At 31.6% G+C, this 22,269-nt stretch carries 18 protein-coding genes and 3 pseudogenes; 14 read left to right on the forward strand and 7 right to left on the reverse strand.

Features of this window, described 5'->3' with window-relative positions; translation table 11 throughout:
* Positions 1–201 precede the first annotated feature (201 nt).
* The 5 genes from AC1DS7_RS24445 (at position 202) to AC1DS7_RS24465 (ending at position 10,796) form a co-directional block, all read left to right on the forward strand.
* On the forward strand, positions 202–7,800 hold the full coding sequence (locus tag AC1DS7_RS24445) for a non-ribosomal peptide synthetase (protein ID WP_476999257.1): 7,599 nt from the start codon (positions 202–204) through the stop codon (positions 7,798–7,800).
* A gap of 351 nt (positions 7,801–8,151) precedes the next feature.
* A complete protein-coding gene (locus AC1DS7_RS24450; RefSeq protein ID WP_002016818.1) occupies positions 8,152–8,283 on the forward strand; it encodes a hypothetical protein in 132 nt (43 codons plus the stop codon).
* Between the two features lie 150 nt (positions 8,284–8,433).
* Positions 8,434–9,339: an ABC transporter ATP-binding protein gene (locus AC1DS7_RS24455; RefSeq protein ID WP_002204111.1), complete on the forward strand. Its 906-nt coding sequence runs from the start codon at positions 8,434–8,436 to the stop codon at positions 9,337–9,339.
* Positions 9,340–9,341: 2 nt separating this feature from the next.
* A complete protein-coding gene (locus AC1DS7_RS24460) occupies positions 9,342–10,067 on the forward strand; it encodes an ABC transporter permease (RefSeq protein ID WP_012259819.1) in 726 nt (241 codons plus the stop codon).
* Positions 10,068–10,082: 15 nt separating this feature from the next.
* Positions 10,083–10,796 (forward strand): ABC-2 family transporter permease, encoded by a 714-nt coding sequence (locus tag AC1DS7_RS24465; RefSeq protein ID WP_002204109.1) that lies wholly within the window; start codon positions 10,083–10,085, stop codon positions 10,794–10,796.
* A 252-nt stretch (positions 10,797–11,048) separates the two neighbouring features.
* Here AC1DS7_RS24465 and AC1DS7_RS24470 read toward each other — a convergent pair whose 3' ends face one another.
* Positions 11,049–11,723 carry a hypothetical protein gene (locus AC1DS7_RS24470; protein WP_476999258.1) on the reverse strand — a complete coding sequence of 225 codons (675 nt, stop codon included), beginning with the start codon at positions 11,721–11,723 and terminating at the stop codon, positions 11,049–11,051.
* 517 nt (positions 11,724–12,240) lie between these two features.
* On the opposite strand from AC1DS7_RS24470, the gene AC1DS7_RS24475 reads away from it, so the two are divergent.
* Positions 12,241–12,363 carry a hypothetical protein gene (locus AC1DS7_RS24475; protein ID WP_256508295.1) on the forward strand — a complete coding sequence of 41 codons (123 nt, stop codon included), beginning with the start codon at positions 12,241–12,243 and terminating at the stop codon, positions 12,361–12,363.
* A gap of 61 nt (positions 12,364–12,424) precedes the next feature.
* On the opposite strand, the gene AC1DS7_RS24480 is transcribed toward AC1DS7_RS24475, so the two are convergent.
* Both AC1DS7_RS24480 and AC1DS7_RS24485 read right to left on the reverse strand, forming a co-directional pair.
* On the reverse strand, positions 12,425–12,583 hold the full coding sequence (locus AC1DS7_RS24480; RefSeq protein WP_002144187.1) for a Phr family secreted Rap phosphatase inhibitor: 159 nt from the start codon (positions 12,581–12,583) through the stop codon (positions 12,425–12,427).
* On the reverse strand, positions 12,583–13,683 hold the full coding sequence (locus AC1DS7_RS24485; RefSeq protein WP_476999259.1) for a response regulator aspartate phosphatase: 1,101 nt from the start codon (positions 13,681–13,683) through the stop codon (positions 12,583–12,585). The genes AC1DS7_RS24480 and AC1DS7_RS24485 overlap by 1 nt, the downstream gene beginning before the upstream one ends.
* Positions 13,684–14,047: 364 nt before the next feature.
* Between AC1DS7_RS24485 and AC1DS7_RS24490 the strand changes: the two genes are divergently transcribed.
* From AC1DS7_RS24490 to AC1DS7_RS24500, 3 genes are all read left to right on the forward strand, one after another.
* Entirely contained in the window at positions 14,048–14,266 is a 219-nt protein-coding gene (locus tag AC1DS7_RS24490) for a hypothetical protein (RefSeq protein ID WP_002144183.1), read from the forward strand.
* Between the two features lie 46 nt (positions 14,267–14,312).
* Positions 14,313–14,438: a hypothetical protein gene (locus AC1DS7_RS24495; protein ID WP_256508296.1), complete on the forward strand. Its 126-nt coding sequence runs from the start codon at positions 14,313–14,315 to the stop codon at positions 14,436–14,438.
* Between the two features lie 472 nt (positions 14,439–14,910).
* Entirely contained in the window at positions 14,911–15,471 is a 561-nt protein-coding gene (locus AC1DS7_RS24500; RefSeq protein ID WP_012259822.1) for a GNAT family N-acetyltransferase, read from the forward strand.
* A 123-nt stretch (positions 15,472–15,594) separates the two neighbouring features.
* On the opposite strand, the gene AC1DS7_RS24505 is transcribed toward AC1DS7_RS24500, so the two are convergent.
* Positions 15,595–16,977, reverse strand: coding sequence for an alpha/beta hydrolase family protein (locus AC1DS7_RS24505; RefSeq protein WP_476999260.1), 1,383 nt, complete (start codon positions 16,975–16,977; stop codon positions 15,595–15,597).
* A gap of 488 nt (positions 16,978–17,465) precedes the next feature.
* Between AC1DS7_RS24505 and AC1DS7_RS24510 the strand changes: the two genes are divergently transcribed.
* The 5 genes and pseudogenes from AC1DS7_RS24510 (at position 17,466) to AC1DS7_RS24530 (ending at position 20,685) form a co-directional block, all read left to right on the forward strand.
* Positions 17,466–17,858 carry a collagen-like protein gene (locus AC1DS7_RS24510; RefSeq protein WP_476999261.1) on the forward strand — a complete coding sequence of 131 codons (393 nt, stop codon included), beginning with the start codon at positions 17,466–17,468 and terminating at the stop codon, positions 17,856–17,858.
* Between the two features lie 53 nt (positions 17,859–17,911).
* Positions 17,912–18,406 carry a hypothetical protein gene (locus tag AC1DS7_RS24515; protein ID WP_476999262.1) on the forward strand — a complete coding sequence of 165 codons (495 nt, stop codon included), beginning with the start codon at positions 17,912–17,914 and terminating at the stop codon, positions 18,404–18,406.
* A 23-nt stretch (positions 18,407–18,429) separates the two neighbouring features.
* A pseudogene (locus AC1DS7_RS24520) lies at positions 18,430–18,654 on the forward strand (DDE-type integrase/transposase/recombinase); the annotation flags it as partial.
* A 656-nt stretch (positions 18,655–19,310) separates the two neighbouring features.
* The gene (locus tag AC1DS7_RS24525) at positions 19,311–19,745 is read left to right on the forward strand and encodes a sodium:proton symporter (protein ID WP_476999263.1); all 435 of its coding nucleotides are present in this window, start codon (positions 19,311–19,313) and stop codon (positions 19,743–19,745) included.
* A gap of 238 nt (positions 19,746–19,983) precedes the next feature.
* Positions 19,984–20,685, forward strand: a complete 702-nt coding sequence (locus tag AC1DS7_RS24530) for a YrrS family protein (RefSeq protein WP_476999264.1) — start codon at positions 19,984–19,986, stop codon at positions 20,683–20,685.
* Positions 20,686–20,804: 119 nt separating this feature from the next.
* On the opposite strand, the pseudogene AC1DS7_RS24535 reads toward AC1DS7_RS24530, so the two are convergent.
* From AC1DS7_RS24535 to AC1DS7_RS24545, 3 genes and pseudogenes are all read right to left on the reverse strand, one after another.
* Positions 20,805–21,089: pseudogene (locus tag AC1DS7_RS24535) on the reverse strand (WXG100 family type VII secretion target); the annotation flags it as partial.
* Positions 21,090–21,254: 165 nt separating this feature from the next.
* Entirely contained in the window at positions 21,255–21,377 is a 123-nt protein-coding gene (locus AC1DS7_RS24540) for a hypothetical protein (protein ID WP_258169583.1), read from the reverse strand.
* A 190-nt stretch (positions 21,378–21,567) separates the two neighbouring features.
* Positions 21,568–22,208, reverse strand: a pseudogene (locus tag AC1DS7_RS24545) (RNA-guided endonuclease TnpB family protein); the annotation flags it as partial.
* Positions 22,209–22,269 lie beyond the last annotated feature (61 nt).

Raw genomic sequence — 22,269 nt, forward strand, 5'->3', positions numbered from 1 at the left:
TTTTATGCTTAAATTGAATAAAAGTATGAACTTTCACGGTATAAATATGAATATTATTCATAATTTTAATAACTATGCAATAAGTGAAATAAACGTTGAATTTAGTCGAAAAAAATACATTTACAAATCGTAGAATATGTACATATAGTTGTAACTGTAAATATTATCCGTTTTGAAATATTTATAAAAGGAGAAATTCATATGAAGGAAATACAAAAGCAATATGAAATTGTAGAAGAATTGGATGCAACAGTAGGGCAAGAAGCATTATGGATAGCTCATCAAATGGAATTAGAAAATGGAATGAACAATGAAGCTACCATAATAAAGCTAAAAGGAAATCTTCAAATAGATACTTTTAAGAAAGCGCTTACTTTAATAGTGCAATCTCATCCGGCGCTGCGTACACTATTTATTAAAAGGGACGAAAAAATTAAACAATTCATTCAAAAGAGTATAGATTTTGATATACCAATTAAGGATTTAACTGCTTTTAAAAACACAGAACAAAAATTTATTTTAAAAAAATTCTTAGACTCTATAGTGAATGAGAAATTTAATTTAGAAGAAGGGCCTTTGTTTAAATTCCACATCATTAAATTGTGTGAAGATGAATTTATTTTACATATGATTTTTCATCACATTATTTATGATGGATGTAGTTTAGGAATTTTTATCCAACAATTGTCTCATACGTATTGTGAATTACTTCAAGAAAATACGGGTTTAGTATTAGAATCTCCTTATAAGAGCCTTGTAGAATTTGAGGAAGGTTTTATTGACAGTGCAATATATAGAGAAGGATCATCCTATTGGAAAGATTATTTACAAGGTGAATTACCTCCTACAGAGTTTCCTGCTACTATTAATAAAATGAATGAACCGATATATACGAATGAAAATATAAGTAAGAATATTGATGCCGATCTATTTTATCAAATACAATGTTTTGCTAAAAGAAATAACATAAGTGTCTATCGGGTTATGTTAAGTACTTATTGTGCCTTGCTTCATCAAATGACAAACGCTGAAGAAATTATTGTAGGTATTCCAATTAATACTAGACCACACACGGAAGAAGGGAATGCTTTTGGTTATTTTGTTAATACATTACCTATACGTATAACAATAGAAAAGGGGGATACATTTAAGGGAATACTTAACAAGGTGAATAAATCTGTTCATTTGGCTATTAAGTATAAACATAATCCATATTCACATATAGTAAAAGATTCAAATCTAAATAATAATACACATCATAATATGATATATTCAACAGCATTTAATACGGTAAGGATACCTCAATTGAAAATTCTAGATATTGAGTCCACAGTTTTAACAGATTGTAAAAGAGTAAATCCTTTTAACATGACCTGGAGAATAATGAGATATGAAGGGGAAACAGAGAATAAAATTGAGGTTGACTATAATTCAGCGTTATATAAAGCAGAGAGTATTAGTGATTTAGTTGAAAGATATATATATTTGTTACAAGAACTAATGAAGAATGTAAATGAGCTTATCCATTCATTGGATTTACTTTTAAAAAAGGATCATCGTTTATACAAAGATATAAACTCAAATACTCTTGCATATCCTAATTCAAAAACACTAGATCAATTAATCGATCTACAAGCATTAAAATCGCCAAATCAAATAGCGATTTCAATGGGGGATAAATCGATTACCTATTATGACTTGCAGCAAAGGTCAAATCAAATTGCGAATTATTTACGTGAAAATGATATAAAAAAGGGACAGCGTGTAAGTATTACTATGGTGAGAGAGATTGATACAATTGTGTGGATTCTAGGCATACTAAAATCAGGTGGAGTTTATGTACCAATCGATCCAAAGTTTCCTGAAAAAAGAATAGAATATATATTAAAAGATAGTGAAAGTCAAATGATTATTACAAAGAAAGAATTCAGGGGATTAATTGAAAGTTTTGCGATTCATACAATTTATCTAGAGGATTTTCATTACGCTAATTCTATAGAAAATATTGTACCTACACATACCATAGAAGATACAGCGTATATTATCTACACGTCAGGTTCGACAGGTTTACCAAAAGGAGTAGGTGTACCACATAAAGGAGTAATTAATTTATCATATTCATTAATGAATCAATTTAATTTAGACAAAAATGATGTATTTTTACAATTTGCAACGATGATTTTTGATGCCTCCATTATGGAAATATTTCCGATTTTGTTATGCGGAGGGAGAATGCATTTAATTTCTGAAATGGAAAAACGTTCTGCAGAAGAATTTATAAATGTAATTAACAAGAATGGTATTACATATGTTCTTTTACCAACTGCATTTTTTAAATTAATAGCTGATATGCCAAAAGAAATGTTACTTACATTAAATTCTTTAAAATGTGTATTTGTGGGAGGGGAAACCATACCTGCTGAATCAGTTCGTAAATGGCAAAGTAAATTAGGATTAAAGATTCCAGTTCTTAACGCATATGGTCCTACTGAAGCTACTGTATGTACAACCATTTATGAAGTAAATCATGAGATAAAAGAAGAAAATTCTAATATCCCAATAGGTAAACCAATTGCTAATAGTAAAGTTTTCGTGGTCAGTCCGTTCAACACGATATGTCCGTCAGGAGTAGTAGGTGAGTTATTCATTGGTGGTGATGGGGTTGCCAAAGGATATATAAATCAAAAGGAAAAAACAGAAGAGGCATTTATTTCTTTCGGGGAATCCTATAATCGCGATAAAAAAATGTATCGTACTGGGGATTTAGTACGTCTTTTACCAAGTGGGAACTTAGAATTTATCGGAAGGAAAGATAATCAAGTAAAACTACGTGGGTATCGAATTGAGCTTGATGAAATTGAAAGAGCATTATTTAAACACCCAGAGGTAAAAGATGCAGTAGTAGTAACTTATCAAAATGACAAAATCGCTAGCTTTTATTTATCAAAAGACAATACAGAGATAAAACAAGAGGACTTAAAAACATTCTTAAGTGAAAGTTTACCAGATTTTATGACTCCAAATTATGTATTTCACCTTAAAACATTTCCATTATCACCAAGTGGTAAGATTGATAGAAAAAAATTAGAATTACAAATCCCATCTTTACTTGAAAATATGAAGAATCAATATGTACCACCAATAAGTGAAACAGAAAAAAGGTTGGTAAAAACATGGTCAGAGATTTTAAATTTAGGGAAATATAGAATCAGCAGAGATGATGACTTTTTTAAACTTGGGGGACATTCATTAATTGCTGTGCAAGTGTTAAATCAAATTCAAAAAGAGTTTCATTTGAAAATAGAAATTAGAGATATTTTTGAGCATACAACAATTGCTAGTCTATCTGCTTACATTGATAAATTAATGGAAGTAAATACGGATAGAGAAGAACATGATATGCAAGTATTAAAGGTTGCAGATAAGGAATGTTATAAGTTATCCAGTGCTCAAAAAAGAATCTGGTTTTTAAATAAGTATAACGCTATTAATAGAGTATATGATACACAACTACACATAAATATTGAGCCAAGTTTAAAAAAGAATATTTTACAAGACGCCATAAGATTTTTAGTTGAACGACACGAGATGCTACGAACAGTGTTTATTGAAAAAAACGGGGAGCCTAGACAGGTCATATTAAAATCAATATCTATTGACCTTATTCACGATGATATTGAACACATAACTAAAAAGGAACAACAAGAATATATACGTAGAACAATAAATCAAACGGATCATACACCATTTGATTTGGAAAATGGACCACTTTTCCGGATTAGAATTTTTAATCTTGATAAGAAAAGATCCTATATATATATCAATTTACACCATATTATTACCGATGAGTGGAGTGTAAGGAATTTATTAGATGAATTAATGAAGGTATATAATGCCTTTGCTAATCGAAGAAATCCTGATTTACCAACTATTTCCAATCGATATGTGGATTATGTTGAGTGGGAACACAAGCAGCTAAAATTAGGCCGGTGGGATACAGAAAAATCTTATTGGATGACCGAGCTTGCGGCGCCTCTTCCCATACTAAATCTTCCGTTAGATTTTAGTAGGGATCGTCAAAGTACAAATAAAGGTAAAGTCTTTGAAATGAAGTTAGATAATAAAATGAAAGAGTCTTTGAAACAAGTATGTGAACAAGAGAATGTGTCTATGTATATGCTATTTTTGGCAGTATATATACAATTGTTACACTATCTAACGGATCAAAAAGATATTATTGTAGGTACACCGGTTGCCGGAAGGAATTATCAGGAATTTGAACAAATACAAGGATTTTTTGTAAATACTTTAGCTATTAGAACACAATTAAATGATGTGAAAAATTTAAAACAACTAGTACAAGTCGTTAAAGAAAAATGTTTGAATTCTTTCCAAAACCAATCGTACCCATTTGATAAAGTAATTGAGCAAATAAATCCTGATAGAAGTTTTGGAAATAACCCTATCTTTTCTACAATGTTTAGTTATCAGAAAGATATTTTGCAACAGCATGATGAGCACAAGCTTCAATTGTTAACTAATAAACAAGATGTTAGTAAGTTTGACATTTCTCTATCTGTTGAAGAAGGCTTGGATTATGTAGGTATTTCATTTGAGTATGATATTAATTTATTCAAGGAAGAATCAATTAATAGGTTTACTCAAAATTTACTTAATATACTGGACGCATTTATTCATCAACGAACAGTAGCATATGAAACTCTTTCATTCCTATCACAGGAAGAAGTATCTCTATATAGAAAGGTAAATCATACAGAAAGACCATATCCTTATTTTCAAAATATACAGGAGCAATTCTATAAGCAAGTAGATAGACAATCAAATCGGATTGCTATAGCTACAGAAACAGAGTCTTTAACATATAGACAATTAAATATGGATTCTAATCAAGTAGCGCAACATTTACTCGAAAAGGGTATAAAAACAGGTGACAAAGTAGCCATATTTTTAGATAGAAGTATTAATAGCATTGTCTCTATGATTGGAATATTAAAAGCTGGTGCTGCCTATATACCAATCGATGTAAAATACCCCGAGGATAGAATTAATTATATAGTAAGTGACAGCGAGGCATGTAGAATTATAACGAATAACAAATACAAAAGTCATTTGAATTCAAGTAATTATAACGTTTCAATAATAGAGGATATATATCGTACGACAATAAATGATGATGTTAAAATTTTAAATAAACCAGATGACTTGGCATATGTAATTTATACATCAGGATCAACAGGCAAACCAAAAGGTACATTATTAACTCATAAAGGAGTATTAAATTTAGCTGAATGGAGAAATGAAGTATTTCATATTTCCCCAAATGATAAAGTAACACAGTTTTATTCCCATAGTTTTGATTCTTCTGTATCGGAAATTTTTTCTACCTTGTTAAATGGGGCGGAACTATATTTATTAAGTGATGAACAGCGCTATTCAACTGTAGCATATGCTCAGGCTATCCAAGAAATACAAGCAACTCTTTCTGACGTACCAACAGTATTTTTTAATGAATTATCGACTTCATTAACTAAACTGGATAGTGAGAAGATACGTTCTTTAAGATTTATGATAATGGGAGGGGAAGCTGCATCAACAAATGCTATTAGGAGTTGGCAAAATACTTTTAAAAACCAAGTACAACTGGTAAATGAGTATGGCCCTACTGAAGCAACTGTTTCAGCAATGTATTACTTCATACCAATATTAGAAGATGAGAATAGTCTTTTAGGAAATATACCGATTGGTATTCCAATTTCTAATACAAAGGTTCATATATTGAACTCGTATATGCAACATTGTCCGGTAGGGGGCATGGGTGAATTATATATTGAGAGTTTAGGATTGGCCCAAGGGTATTGGAAGCAGGAGGAGAAAACAAATCAGGCATTTATTTCAAGTCCATTTTCAGAAGATAATAGTAAAAGGGTATACCGAACAGGTGATTTAGCAAAGTGGTTACCAAATGGAAATATAGAATTTATGGGAAGAAAAGATAAGCAGGTTAAAATTAGAGGGCATAGAATTGAATTAGGGGAAATAGAAGATGCACTATTACAATTTGAGGGGATAAGTCAGGCTGTGATAACACAAACGAAAGATGGAATGCTATTGCAAGCTTACTATAAAACAGTGGACGGTATAGAAATAGAGAAAAATAAGTTAGCAATACATTTATCAAATGTATTGCCAGAATATATGATTCCTAAATATTACTCTCATGTGTTAGAAATACCAATAACGGCTAATGGGAAAATTGATTTCGAAAAACTTCCAGAAATAGATTTTGATAATGAGCAAAAGGATGATTGTATACTTAAGCCTCAAACTAAAGTGCAAAAAAACATTGCAAAAGTATGGTCTGAAGTTTTAAACATAAAGTCTATTGGTTTAAAAGATGATTTCTTTAATTTGGGTGGACATTCTTTAAAAGTTATGCCGGCATTAGTTAAATTAAAACCGTTATACCCTAACTTGAAAATTCAAGATTTCTTTAAGTATAGAACAATAGAAAATTTAGCCTATCATATTGAAGAGATGGAAGATATGTCGTTAAAGAATGAGAAAAATATTAATGTAGCATGTATTGAAAATGAAACGAAAACGAATCCGGTTTATAAAAGAACTAAATTAGAAGAATGTGAGTTAGATATGGTGAATTATCCAAAAGCAGTTTTCCTTACAGGAGCAACAGGATATTTAGGCGCACATATTTTAGAACAATTATTACAGTTGCCATCTACGACTATTTACTGTTTAGTAAGAAAAAATGAGAATCAAGTAATTGATGAAAAGTTAAAAGAAAGAATGAGATTTTATTTTGGTAAAGAAATTCTTCAAAAGTTGGAGGAGAGAGTAGAATTAATTGAAGGAGATTTATCTTTGATAAATCTAGGTCTTGATCCAAAGAAAGTGGATCATTTAAAGAGTAACGTAGAGTCAATAATACATTGTGGTGGAGAAGTTAGACACTATGGAGAACGTGAGCATTTTCAAAAGGTAAATGTTCAGTCTACAAAATACTTATTGGAATTAGCTAAGAATACAAATGCACGCTTTCATTATATATCGACTTTAAGTGTGGTAGGACAGGCTGAAAGCGATCCAAAAGAATTTAAATTCTTTGAGTCTAATTTTGATAGAGGGCAAAATTTAGATAATGTATACTTAGAAAGTAAGTTTCAAGGCGAGAAAATGGTCAGAGAGGCAATGGAAAAAGGAGTTCGTGCTACTATATACCGTGTGGGAAATTTAGTGGGTAACTCTAAAACGGGTAAATTTCAATTCAATATTAATGAAAACGCTTTTTATAGATTATTGAAAGGTATATGCTTATCTAACATAGCACCTGAAATCAATACGTATGTAGATTTAACACCTGTGGACTATGGAAGTTTAGCCATTACTGAACTATCTTATAAGGCCAACACAGTAAATAAAACCATGCATATTTGTAATCCAACTCAGCTTAAATGGGACCAATTTATTAATAGTTTACAAGTTTTTGGATACGATTTAATGTTAATGAGGCAAGAAAAGTATATAGAGAAGTTTTTTAATACTAATCTAACTACTGATGAACAGAAAGCTTTAGAGCTCATAATGCCTTTATTAGAATCTGTAGAAGAGCTATCAGTAGCTATACCATCTTGTTTGTATACGCAAGGATATTTGAAGAATGTACATTGCTTAGAACCAAATCAAGAGTATATCAATTTGTTATTAAATTATGCCATGAGTATAGAGTTTTTACCAACCATTAAAGAACCAATATTGTTATAGAATATACTATCAATTTTGAACAGATTGGTCTATAAATATGAAGTTTTGAATGTTCGTTTACTTCTCCTTAACGTTTGGAAAATTAAAAAGAACTTGTAGTTTTATCTACAAGTTCTTTTCGATTAAAAGGTTTATACATTTAGTTGGTTGGATAATATTTCAATTCTTCATATTACTAACAGAAGAAATTAACTAAAACAAATAATTCTTTTCAATAAGAGAAAAAATACAGTTTTATATTAAGACCAAACCCATTGATCATCAGTTAATGTTTGAGAATCATTAACTTTTTCCGGTGGCCATTTTTACGTAGATTGATATTAATGCTCAGGATAAATTCTTCTACATGCCATGCGACCTAATTCTGGAGAAGAAGCAATCATTGCGGCAGAAGCCACGGCAGTCATCCCAGAACTTCCAACAGCAGCAGAGGCTCCAATGGTTGCAATAGTAATTAAATATATCAAATTAATTTTGTATTAAACTTTTTTGGTGAAGCCTTAGAAAACAAAAGAAATTGAGTTAATAAATCCCTTTTTATGGTGAAATTAACTTGAATGATATCTTCTGTAAATCTGATTATACGAAAATCGATACTTAATTTCATGCGGGGATGAGAGAGAGAGGGACAAAATGAAATTAGCAATTCAAACTAAAAATTTAACAAAGTCTTTTGCAAATCAATCCATTGTAAGGGATATAAACTTATCTGTTCCAGAAGGAAGTTTATATGCTTTTATTGGACCAAATGGTGCAGGGAAAACAACAACAATGCGAATGTTATTAGGATTAATTCCATCAGATGAGGGAACGATATTGTTTGATAATAAAGATATAAAAGAATGGAAAGAAGAATTATTTGAAAATGTGGGTTGTTTTATTGATTCACCTACTTATTATCCTAATCTAACAGCATATGAAAATTTAGCCTATGTACAAAAAATGATTAATAAATCTTTAGATGAAATAGATAGAGTATTAAAAACTACAGGAATATATAAAGCAAAAGATAAAAAAGTTAAAGATTTTTCTTTAGGAATGAAACAAAGGCTAGGTATTTCCTTTGCTATTCTTAATAACCCTAAAATACTAATTCTTGACGAGCCAACAAATGGATTAGATCCAGAGGGAGTACATGAGATAAGGCGTTTATTACTTCATTTGGTAAAAAATGAGGGGAAGACTATATTTATTTCTAGTCATAATTTAGCTGAAATTGAAATGATAGCAGATCACATAGCATTACTACATAAGGGTAGCTTACTCTATGAAGGGAAATTAGACAGTATTATTACTTCTGGAGAATATATCATTCATGTTAATACTACTACTTCTACAGAAAGAATTTTAAGTAATGAAGGTATACCTTATAGTATTGAAAAAGAAGGGGTATTCAGAATAACAATAGATCAAGATAGTGTTCCTAGTTTAACCAGAATATTAATTAGAAATGATATAGATATTTTTGAAGTTAGCCCTAAAAAGCCAACATTAGAGGAAGTTTTTTTATCTTTCACTAAACAAAAGGAGTTATTATAATAATGCAATTTATCTTTAAAAGTGTAAATAGTGAGATGAGAAAAATTGGTGGGAGAAAATTATTATTAATCTCTTTGTTTTTTTCGTTATTATCAAGCTTTTTGTGTATAAGTTATTTTATTTTTAATAAGAATCATCCCGACATGTTTCAATCTACAAATCTTATAGCAATTACAGTAAATTTTAATACACTAACGTTAAGTATTTTCTCTGCTTGTATGTGGTATTTTATCATTTCTTCGGAAAATAAATATGGTACTTGGGCCATTATTTATACACAGCCCATTTCGAAACTTAAATTATTGGTAACTAAAAATTTAATGTTTATACTGTTCTATTTGGTCTTTAATATTTTGAATTTTTTGGTTATGGGTATCTATACTTTTATAAATGGATATGAAATATCAATACTTTATTTTTTAAAAATGTTGATACTTTGTACGATTTTATCTCTAGCAATACCATATTCTCAATTGCTTTTTCATTTAATTATAAAAAAGGGAATTCTTGCGGCATCCTTGTCAGTTGTTTGGCTTTTTTTCTTTATAACATATGGATTATTCCCTTTAATATTTACAAAGACATTTCCAATCTTTTATTCATTGAATATAGTAAGTGACGTAGCGTTTAAAGAAACAATTATTTTATTATATCTTGCAATTTCTTCAATATATATTTTAGGAATTATGTTATTGTCTGTGAGTTTTAAATATTATACATATGAATAATAAAGGGTGAAACAAGTGGGTATTTTAGGTGAATATAAAAAAAGTCTTCATAATGGATTGTATATCCTGTTACTAGTATTTCTGTTGATTCCAATTAGTTTTCAAGTTTTACTAACTGTATCGTCTCAATTAAAAGATGGCGTTTTCATGCATATAGCGATTCTGAGCCTTTTTTGTAGGTTATTTTTACCTATTGCGATAGGTCTATTAGTGTCATTTTCTTTTGTAAACGAATTCAGAAGAAAAGGATATATGTCTGCTATTTATCACGGGATCACTTTAAAAACTATATTAAGTAATAAGTTTTTATTTTGCTTAATAATTACTTTTGGTTATTTACTATGTGCTTTAATCATAACGAGTATACCTATAGTATTAACGGTTGATAATCTCGGGACTGTTTATCAAAGTTTAAGTTTTTCTATACTTTTTATGGTAATTAGCTCTTTAATTATTGTGAATCTACATTTTTTAATAAATATAATATTTTATAAAATCCCGTTACTTTCATTATTAGTAGGGGTTATAGGTGGACTTGGTAGCTTTTTTATCTCTCATACAAACTATTGGATACTATTCCCTTGGTCATATCCAATTATGAGTCTTTATATTGATAGCATTGAAACAAAACAATTGTATATTATTCTCTTTGTATATCTATTATCATTACTAAGTTGTATATTGATGTTGTCTACTTTATATAATAAAAAATCAATGAGATGGAATTAAGGTTACAATGAGGAGTGTAGCATTAGTAATAATAAAACATGTTGTAGTTACTACAATATGGATCTCGATACGTTAAGCCAATTAATAAGACATGCGGATCAAATGTTATTGAATTCGAAGAAGCTAAAGTATGATAGATGTCACTTATGGTCACTCGAATATCTATTACTAATTTACTCTATTTAAAAAAAGTAGCTGCACAAAAGCGCAGCTACTTTTTTTCATACAAACATTATTATGCAAATAAAAACCTTAACGTAAACTTGCGCTTAATGGTACTTGAGAATAAAATTTGAAATTACTACCATAAGTACCGTGTTGAGAAAATGAGGAAGAAATTGAGCTGTTCCAACTTTTGTAGGTAGATCCAGATGTATCTGCTCTTAGAAGTACGTTTGAAAAGCTAGCTTGGCTAAAAGAATTACTTCCAGTATCTTCAACGCCCTGAACCATTTTTACTGGTTCATATTGAGAAAACGTACCATATACAGGTTGATTTACATATTTAGGACTTCCATTTACATACATAGTAACCGTACCATTTCCGTTATTAACTAGTTTAAGGTTTACTCGATCACCATCTTTAATTGATGTATCATACTGTGTGTTCCAATACTTACTGTTTTGACCTGATTCATTATATCCTGAATTAAGAAATACTTTATATCCACTTGATGTTTTTGAAATACCACCCTCAACTTTAGATGCTCCAATACCTAAATACCAATTCACATATCCATCCTTAACAACAACTGATTTTGGTATATTTATATCAGCTGCAATCCCGGTATAGTTACTATTTGTAACACTTTTTACAGCACCTTCTGTAGCTGCAAAACTTGTAGTTGCAAACATTGATAGAGCAATTAGAAGTGAACCAACTAGATATATCATTTTTCTCTTACTTTTCCTTAATACTTGTTTCATTTTAGGTCCCCCTTAATTTTTATTATTAAATTGCATGGAAAGTTGGCCAACTAACCACGACTTACAAATCAAAGATACATTAGGTTTCATTTAATGTATATATTTTCCTGTTATAAGTCATTGAAATGTCAAATAAATTGAATATTTCATATTTATCAATATAGGGGGAGTTGACAGAATAAAATAGTCCTTCTATTTGAATTTAGGAAGGTTTTGTAATTAATATTATTAAAATCTATAAACTGGTTGGGTATAATACGCAATACCATTCATTTGTGAGAGATAGAAATGGAATTAATGCAGGGGATTTTCAAAAGGGGATATCAGAAATTTTTAGAAATGGAATAACAACAAATGAAATAAATTAAAGGCTGTTGTAAAGGCATCTATGTATGAGAAGGTAGTAGGAATGAGAAGTAAACTTTGTAGTTACTTTGCCTTGGATGAAAGAAGATTTAATAATTGTTTAATAGGGTTCGTTTCCTAGTTAATACGTAGTTCCTGGGGGGAGGGGAGAATGCCTAAAATAGAGAATAGATTTGTTTTAACCAATCCTTTTCAAAATAAAAATAGTAACGCGAATAGTCCGAAACACATTTGTTTCGGACTAGGGATTCACAATTTCTCTCATTTTGATTAAACAATTTTGTGGATTAAAAGTTGGATATTTTGACTATTTAAGCAGGACAAATGATATTACGTTAATCAATAGATACTTCAACAGAGACACTCGGTATTGTGGGTGATGGTGTATCTCCACCATTAAAGGAAGAAGGTTGTGATACATGTAAACTAATCATGCTACATGCTAATGCACTTACTACTACCATACTTAATACAATTTTTTTTATTTTTTTCATTACTTTAACGCTCCTTTTCTCAAATGATTCTTATTGGCATTATTGCTAATGTAGAAATATTTGCTCGCCTTAACATGATTATCTGCCTGGTAAAATTGGAGTGCTAAAATCTCTGCATGTTCTTTTACACAATCCCACATGCCCTCTTTTTCAAAATAAGAAATTGCATTAGTAACTACTTTTTCTAGTTTAATTCTAGGCAGTTCTGTGATTAGTTCATTTAAAACTGCGAAACGGTGCTTATATTCMTCATTTCCGGATTCATTTGTATATTTCATTCCCTGTTCGATATATGATTTTGCTGTTTCAACGCCTTCTAATTTATAATATGCTCTTGCTAAGACAAATAATGCTTTAAAATGGTTCGGTATTTTATTTATAATTTCAGAACTCTGTCGGATCGCCAATGGATATAAATCTTGAATATTATATAACCAGCCCAAATTGTAACGTACTCTTAATAATAAATGTTCTTTATCATGCTTCTTAAAAACATCAATAACCGTATTGAGACATTCTTCAGCTCTTTCAAACTCTCTTAGATCTATACAAGCTAAACCATATACATTGTCGCATAAAGCAATATTGATTTCATATCCTACATGATTCAGGTATATTTCTTTCGCTTTTACTACATGTTGAATCGCTTCAAATGGTTGATAAGACTGATAAAAGTAAGTTGAAATTCTATACTTAAACTCGGCTTTTTCTACTTCATCAGGTATATCAATTAAAAGTTCTTCCGCCTTTTCAAAATGTGTTCTCGCTTCAGTATAATTTGCTATAATTGTAGAGTGGATTGCCTTAAAGAAATGATAGTAGTAAGCTAAAAATGAAAATTCATCTTTGATATTAGGGAGCTCTTCTATTTTATTAAAAGAATCTTTAGTAATACTCATTCCATCTACCAAGACCTTATATCTAAAATTCAGTAGTGAATAATAGAATGATAAATATTGGTCTGTTTCTATTCCTTTTAAATTTTCTTGTACTTTTAGATATGTTTGTTTTGCTTCTTTTACATGATATGAACGGATTTCTTCATACCATTCATTTAATATTTTCATCAATTGCTCATTGCTTTTTTCTTGAACAGTCATAATATCCCCCTTTTCTCCGTATAGGCTTATTCTGATAATAACAGGAATTAGATACTTTAAATTTCACTATGAGTTTTTTTCATAAATATACAGAATATTCTGAATCGATCGAGTGTCCATACTTTATTTAATGCGACAAAATATAAGAAAGTATGAGTTTCGTCGATGGATTTTTTAGATGTTTAAACCGTTCCTACTGAATTTTTCTTATAGGAGGTGGCGTAGAATTATGACAGAAACGGAGATGGTATACACCGCTAGTGTATTGAGAAATATATAGCGATATTAAACTTCAAGGGATTCCACGAAGATAAATAGAAGTATACCTATATCTATTTATAATGAAAAAGGGGCGTTGGTTAGTATGATAAGTTTTGGGATTAATTTACGCACTATCATTAGTTATACACAAGAGAGTAGGAATCGTAATAATATAAAGATTATAAGTCAGTTAGGAATAAAGTTGTTTGATATATACGGAGAACCGTTACCAGTATCAGATGTTAATCGAGAGTTAGTGACGGCTTTAAAACGTCAAGACATAAATAAGCAGCGATATATAATAAGTCATTTAGAAGGATAAAAAAACTGATATTATGGGGCGTTTCTTTACAGGAGGCGTTTTTATTTTGCGTAGAAATGAGGATGTAGCCTTTGCTTCAAATAGAAAAATGATAAAATACTGCAAAAATAGTAAAGGAGAAGGATGGCGAATGAAAGGAATCGTTATTTTAGGCAAGGAGAGAGGGACTTAATACTATTTGTTTGACAGAAAAAGATTCATTTACAGGAAAGCACCGACAAGTGAAGAGAAGAGGCATCATAATTCATTGTAGGTCGTTTTTTCTGGTTTGAAATATATTATTTGTGACAATTAAATCGTACATTGATATTGCAATTTTTATGTGGACAGGCATTACCTGACCACAATTGTCGTACTAAATGCGAGTACGTACACGTATGTTGAACAAAACTTAACATGTACAGAGATAATAAGGTTGTTTAATTTACAATAAAGTCGTTTAAAATAAGGTTTTTTAAAAAACGCCAGTCATGTTATTCAACAATCGGGCCATATAACGGAATGGAATGTTGTGAAAATTTAAAATGTTTGAAATAATTATTATTAAGTTAAAGGACAGCGATTGTAGAAAAAGGTGATACGATTTTCTCTTACTTAAGAATTGTGGAAGGGTAAAAAATCCGAGTAATTATATTCCGAAAGGTGTGTTTAATATACTATCAACTAACGTTTTTACTTATAAATCTAAGGACGGAAAAACAGTAACAATTAGAGAAGCTAAAGAACAGGATGCAGAAAGAATGTTAAATTGTGCTTCAAGAGCTTTAATAAACGCTCCATACATGCTAAGTACGGTTGAGGATGTAAAGCAGATGAGTGTTGATGCTATTCAAAAAACGTTAAAAGCTTATTATGAAAATCCAAATTTTGTACAGTTTATTGCTGAAGTGGATAGTAAGTTAGTCGGTGCAATAGATTTTAAGAACGGAAACAAAGAAAAAATTAGTCATCAAGGGTTTTTTGCGATGACCATACTACCTGAATATCGAAATTATGGTATTGGAAGAGCTCTTCTAGAAACGTTAATCAATTGGGCTAAAAATAACTGTAAGATTGAAAAAGTTTGTCTTGAGGTAATGGAAGATAATTTAGGTGCAATCAAGTTATATAAGAATCAAGGCTTTTTTGAAGAGGGTAGAAAAGCAAAGGGTGTAAAATTGGATGGAGGCTATCAAGATTTAATATTAATGGCTTTATTCGTTTGAAATTGAACATTATTCAAGAACAGGGTGCTATTTTTGCACCAGAACCGTATCACGTGTATGGAATCATTAATATCAAAAAAGCCATCACGCAATGATGATTGCATGATGGCTTTTGTTGTTTTCTTATTTCTTTGTCTCATTGACCCATGTAGCGATGTCCTTGATGACATACGCAGGAACATTGGAAGGGACTTCGTATTCACTAGGGTGACTTAATTCCCCGTCGCCCTCCGTGAAGAAGTGATTCAATTTCGGATATTCTTTGAAATGAACATTACTGCGGCTTGAAAGCCCTTCTTGCCATTTCGTAAACTCGTCTTTTACTGTTACTTGATAATCACGTGCGCCTTGCAAAATCAGTAATGGTTCTTTTCGTGATTTCGCTTCCTCAACTGGACGCCAACGAGTCACATCATACATGAAATGTGGAGAAAGATAATTATAACCCGCTGGTGGGTGATCTGGATCAAAAGTAGGGTCCTCAATGTAAGCGAATTGTTTTTTTATTTCATCAATATATTCCTTAGGTGCTCCGAGGTACTGATACTGATCAAGGAGCATGTCAGTAAACGGACGTGCAGGTGGTGCCATTAAAATACTTCCTCTTACAAGTGATGAAGGTGCTTTGCTTAGTATGCGCGGCATGGTGCCAGCACCTTGGCTATGTCCGAGAATGAAAATGTTATCTGGGTCAATGCCTTCCTGCTGCGCTGCTGATTTTGCTGCATATATGGCATCATCTGTAGTATCTCGGTCTAACGTTACAGGTTCTGCACTCATTTTAAAACCGTGTTCTAAGGAACGTTTCTCGTAACGTAACACTGCGATACCGCTTGATGAAAGACCAGCTGCAAGGTCTCTAAAGATTTTAGCTCCCATAAATGTACTGTCACGATCTTGCGGACCAGAACCGTGAACAAGAACAACAACAGGTACTTTTTCGCCAGGTTTATGTTTTGGAACCGTTAATGTGGCTGGTAACGGGTATGTAGCATTTCCAATGACGATTTCTCGTTCTTGGTAGGAATCAGGTTGGTCATAGCTAGGATGCGGGATGGTATAAGATTTCTCTGGCGCCGTCCTTACGTCAACCTCATCAATTTTGCCGCCAGGCGTGAATTTAAGGAGTAGTGGAATAGTAGTTCCTTCGATAGCTCCTGGAATTTCAACCGTTTGATGGACCAAGTTTCGTTCTTTTATAACAGGTGTTCCCATGCTTGTAATTCTGCTCCCGCCACTTTGTATCCACCAGCTTTGTAATATGTTTGCCGTAAACTTGGATTGAAAAGCTACAGACGTCAACTGGAGTGCCTCTGCATATTTACCTTGTTGGAGATATGCAAAAAATAAAGACGTACGCTCCGTTAATGAGACTTGTTTCTTTTCTGCAGTTTGTGTCCCTTGTGTATCCCCATGAATAGCTGTTGTAAGCGGAAAAGAAGAAACACCTAAAGAAAAGAGTAGGGTAAAAGAAAGTGCTGATTTTTGTAACTTCTTTTTTTTCATCCTGGTTAACCCCCAAAATGTAATGGTATGAAATGGGTATGGTAATTGGTGGAATGTTTCCCTATTGGGGTTTCGTTACATGTAAGGGGGAATCCTGCATACATATCATAAAAAGCCCGTTTGAAAGAGTGGAGGAGTTAAGCAATGGATTTATACATAAATCGTTGCTAAATCATAGAAATCGATCGTTTTTCCAACAATGATTCCAATCCCGTTATGATGTAGGGGAAGAAAAACAAGAAGAGAGTGAGGCATACGATGAAGAAATTTTTATGGTTCATTTCTACATTGTGCATGTTTGATTGGTAACAGGGCGTAGTAGCAAAGATGACACTGGAATTTCCATTACCCCATACCGAAAAAAAAGGGTATAGGTATACTTTCCTGTTTAAAATRTTGTTCGTATAGGAAGCGAATAAGCTTCCTATACGAACAACATTACATATTAATAATTTRGAGGGTTTTAAAAAKAAAGAGGTGGTTTTTAAATGTATAATRATTCAATATATTTTCCTTATATAAATTATGATCAATGCTTCGATCGTCAATTCCCTGGTCCTCAGATTCCAGGTATACCTGGAATGCCAGGTTTTCCGGGTGTACCAAGTTTTCCAGGACAGCAAAGTTCACAAGCTCCAACATCTCCTCCCCCATCATTTATTCCTCAACAATCAACTGCTTCACCATTTGCTGTTGATCCAGGAGCAATTTCATTATGTTTATTTCGAAATACTTATATATGGCTTAGTAATGGTGAACARTTTTGGTATTTCCCRATTTTTGTAGGACCAAGGTCTGTTGCTGGTTTTAGATGGAACGGTAGGTTTTGGGTTATTTTTGGAATTGATACGAGAAGGATTATTTCATTTACATGTTTTTAAAAATTATAGAGTAACGATAGRGGTTTAATTATATAAACAAAAGAGGTATTTGAATGAAAAAATTTCAATCATTTGATGGTACAATAACTATGATTAACGATTTTGTMACAGGRTYAAACGAAGAWATAGGATGTAATAAATTAATGTCCGTAGATAATGGTTATGGGAATCTAATAAATTTTGTAGTAAAACCAAATACGTATTTTATCGACTATGCAACGGTAGTAGTAGGAGATAAAGTAACTGGGTTTTACGATGCYAACGCTCCTGCTCCTCTYATTTTCCCACCACAATTTCAAGCGATTGTTATGGCAAAATATACACCGCATCAAAATGTAAAAGTAGACTATTTTAATGAACAGTTGGAGAGTAGTGATGGAAAATTAAAATTAAATATTTCTCCTTCTACTCAAATTTTATTAACAAATGGTCAATTCTTTACAGGTAATCTTGTAAATCGAAATTTAATAGCTATTTATAGTTTTACAACAATGAGTATACCAGCTCAAACTACACCATATAAAATCATTGTTTTGTGTCAAAAGTGATTTCTATTCTAAAGGGTCTCTCGGTTTATCAAACTAYAATCCATTGTAGAATCAAAAATTTTAGCCATCTTATTGACCAGRATCATAGGCATGTCAAGAGACGTTTTGCTAAATCTGCAGGATTTCAAAATCTTCGTCATGCTTCACGTACGATAAAAGGTATCGAGACCATTCATGCCCTATATAAACAAMGGCGAAGTCTTCAAAGAGACTCCGCCTTTTCAACGTACAATAGTATTCCTTTCTAAATATGAASATAWAAGTATCWTAAATACATCAATATCATGAAGATACAGGAACCTAATATGTAATATTGCATATTAATRAATTTAYATRAGTATATATAACATGAAAATCACTATAACGAACATGCAGGTTTCCTTTTTTATTTGTTATTTTTATCAGTAAAGTAGACCACATATCAGCTTCAGATACTTGTTTTATGATACAAGTAATCAAACAAAAGGAGGGCCATACAACATAATTACACCATTATTAACAGGGCACTCTTTTAAGTACAGGAGATTATTAGCRGGTGGAGAAAATGTTGAAGATRTACAGACAGATAAACATATTCCATATGAAAAAAATGAATTGCAGCAAACTCTAGAAAAGTACGATTCGAAGGAGTTTGRGTTATAAAAAGAAAATAGATAAATTGACAAGAGAAAAGCACTTTGTGTATATCACAGGTGTTTTTTATTTTCATTTTGATATAGGGCTTGAATTAAATTCCCATGTTTTTTTGCRGCCATYCAATAMTRMATATGTACATATTCATTATTGAAATTAGTAATAATAAAATGTATTATTGAAAAGCACTATTTATAATTCAAGTAATCAAGGCTATGTATCCATAATAATTTGAACATTCAGAAATTATAATATTAATCATAAAAATGAGGTGAGKTTAATAGAAACAGTACATATTAAATGGTATGGATTGTATAGTTTAAATGATTTTTATAATAGAGAAGAAGCTTTTAAGAAGGGAATATTTGCAATCTCTAGAGTATATGCTAAGAATGAAACATTGATCTATATAGGAAAAACCAAAAGAAGCTTTATACAAAAGATAAGGGAACTTAATAAAGATTGGATTTTTGATGAAAGCGAATTAAAGATTACATTAGGAATAATAGAGTCTCCTAGTGGTGAAAGTTACTCTGAAAAAAAGGTAAAAGAGATAAAATCCCTTTTGATTTTACGACATACCCCAGTAGAAAACAACACWTCTTTATTGTACCATAGAGGGCAGTTTAATTTGAAAATTATAAATAAGGGRAGAAGGGGCTTAATTGTTAAAAAGATTTCTACAGGAGATCTAATGTGGACGTAATTGGAATCACCTTTGAATAAAATTGAAGGTTTCTTACGAACAGATGCTTATCAATTTTTAATGTATTAAAATATTTTTGAATAACATATGTCAGATGCTTGAAACAACACAAATTTTATTATGATATGAAATCTTGTATGGGAATTGTAATTCATTTCCATTGTTTAATGAAAATATTAAGAATTATAAGRATAATGCATAAAGATTAGAAGAGAAAATAAACTCGGAGGTTTAAAAAATGGGACAAGGAAGCAGGTTTCAAGAAAAACAACAAAATCGTCGTAAAAAGGTGATTTTTAATATTGCATTTACTTTGGTATTAGTGACAGTTGGTATAGTGACATACCAGTTGTTTTCCCCTTCTGATACATCAAAGAAAGCAATTGCTCAAGAAAAGAAAGCAACAAAGATAGAAGAGAAGAAACATAAAGAGAAAGAAGCAGCGCAGTTAGAAGAGAAGAAACGTGAAGTGAAAGAAGCAGCGCAGTTAGAAGAGAAGGAACGTGAGGAGAGAGAAGCAGYACTGTTAGAAGAGAAGAAACGTGAAGAGAGAGAAGCAGCACTGTTAGAAGAGAAACAAAAAGCAGAAAAATCGGTAAAAACGAGCGAAAATGAAAATAAAGAGGGAGAAAAAACGGCATCTCAAGAAAAGGGTTCTCAAACTAATCCTTCTTGGAAGCCAATTGGTACAGAGCAAGGAGCAAAACCTGCAATGCAATTTAAAGAAGGAACAGCAGATTGGAGTGAGATGAAAAAAGCAATTTCTTATGCTGTTGATGTTCCAGAGAGCCAATTGATTTTCGATTTTATTGGGAATAATGGTAATAATAAAGCCTACGGTAATGTACGGGATAAGCAAAGTAATAAAAAATATAAGGTTGATATTGATTGGGTAGAGAATCAGGGTTGGAAACCAGCATCTGTTCAAGTGGTAAAATAAATAAGGGAAATGTAAATGTTCCCCTCTCTCGTTGTGGGGGACTAAGCTATTATTGTCCAGATAAGATAAACCTGGTTCTATATGATGTTTGAAGTAATTATATATTTAAAAGTTTGCTTTTGTGAAAGTTCAAAATCTTGATTATCCGCATTACGGAATTTTACGGCGATGCGTTTCAAATTTACTTATACTTGTACAAGTGAATTGATAGATGTAAAAGCTTTTGGTTTCGCATCATTGAACATTTGAATGAACTGTTGATTAGAGGCACCAATCCATTGAAAACACAAATGATCAATTTCATTACATAAATTATTATGTATAGATTCTAATGTGATTCTGGTATTACTTGCACGATTAGCAGCTTCTTCTAGCATTTCAGGTGTTACTTTGATTTGAATCATTTTTTTCAACCTTTCCCAATTAAAATTGTGGGACAGGAAGAAAAATATAAATATCTAATGTAGAGATAAATGTAGCCAATGTATATGTGAAATAACAAAAGAAACCGGCTCTGTAATTTAAGTCGGTTTTTCTTTATTTATTCCGTATTAAGCGGAATCACCTGGTCAAATCGGTTCAACTGGAGCAAATTGCCCATGAAGTACCGTATTCGCCTGCTGAATCACACCGGAAAAGTTAATGTCCCAGTTGTTTATGATTACTGGTGAGTAAGGTTCTTGTGGTATCACAAGGTTCTCTTTATCGAGCAATCAATCAGAGAAAATTCGAAGAAACACAGAGGTGACAAACTTCTGTGTTTTTATTTTGTGATTTATGACAGCAATCCTATCAATACTCCAAAAAAGCAGTAAATTGAACTACTCACCACTTAACGTCCTAACGGACTGTTTGAAGTGGGAGATTCCTAAGTACGGAAACCTAGCGGTAGGCTATCTCCATAGTCCCTACTGTTAAGAGACGAATCGCTTCGTTTCTAAGATTCAGTCCTGCGTAAATATCTCTATCGTGATGTGTGCCACAAGAAGGACAATCCCATTCACGAAGATTTGGATTTTTAACGTCTTTATTTTGGTAACCACAATTTGAACATAGCTGACTAGAAGCAAATGTTTTTGAGACAACTACAACTTGCTTCCTGTACCATTTTGCTTTGTATTCCAACTTATTTCGAAATTGTGACCAAGATACTTCACTGATTGCTTTGGCAAGTTTCCCGTTTTTCAGCATATTACTTACTTGTAGATTCTCAATATCAATTACTTCGTGGTTTTTGATGATTTCGGTAGAGATTTTATCCAAGTAATCTTTTCTTGCATTAGTAATATGTTCATGGACTCGTGCCACTTTCACACGTTATTTATTCCAGTTCGAAGAACCTTTCGCTCTTCTGGAAAGGATGCGTTGTGCTTCCGCTAATTTTTTTCTAATGTACGAAAGAATTTAGGTTTTTTGTATGTAGTTCCATTTGCAAGAATAGCAAAATCCTTTAATCCCATATCAATCCCAACAGAAGATCCTGTTTTCGGTAATTCTTTTACTTCGGTTCGGGTGCAAAAACTTTGAAGTAGATGAAAATGGTCTATCAAACTTGGAAATACTGATAGTACTACTCTATAAAAG

Source organism: Bacillus sp. P4_E1, assembly GCF_056401715.1.

Bases quoted from the DNA above. Each gene is read 5' to 3' on its own strand.
- AC1DS7_RS24445 (WP_476999257.1), top strand. From the start codon at position 202: ATGAAGGAAATACAAAAGCAATATGAAATTGTAGAAGAATTGGATGCA.
- AC1DS7_RS24450 (WP_002016818.1), top strand. From the start codon at position 8,152: ATGCGACCTAATTCTGGAGAAGAAGCAATCATTGCGGCAGAAGCCACG.
- AC1DS7_RS24455 (WP_002204111.1), top strand. From the start codon at position 8,434: ATGAAATTAGCAATTCAAACTAAAAATTTAACAAAGTCTTTTGCAAAT.
- AC1DS7_RS24460 (WP_012259819.1), top strand. From the start codon at position 9,342: ATGCAATTTATCTTTAAAAGTGTAAATAGTGAGATGAGAAAAATTGGT.
- AC1DS7_RS24470 (WP_476999258.1), bottom strand. From the start codon at position 11,723: ATGAAACAAGTATTAAGGAAAAGTAAGAGAAAAATGATATATCTAGTT.
- AC1DS7_RS24475 (WP_256508295.1), top strand. From the start codon at position 12,241: ATGCCTAAAATAGAGAATAGATTTGTTTTAACCAATCCTTTTCAAAAT.
- AC1DS7_RS24480 (WP_002144187.1), bottom strand. From the start codon at position 12,583: ATGAAAAAAATAAAAAAAATTGTATTAAGTATGGTAGTAGTAAGTGCA.
- AC1DS7_RS24490 (WP_002144183.1), top strand. From the start codon at position 14,048: ATGATAAGTTTTGGGATTAATTTACGCACTATCATTAGTTATACACAA.
- AC1DS7_RS24505 (WP_476999260.1), bottom strand. From the start codon at position 16,977: ATGAAAAAAAAGAAGTTACAAAAATCAGCACTTTCTTTTACCCTACTC.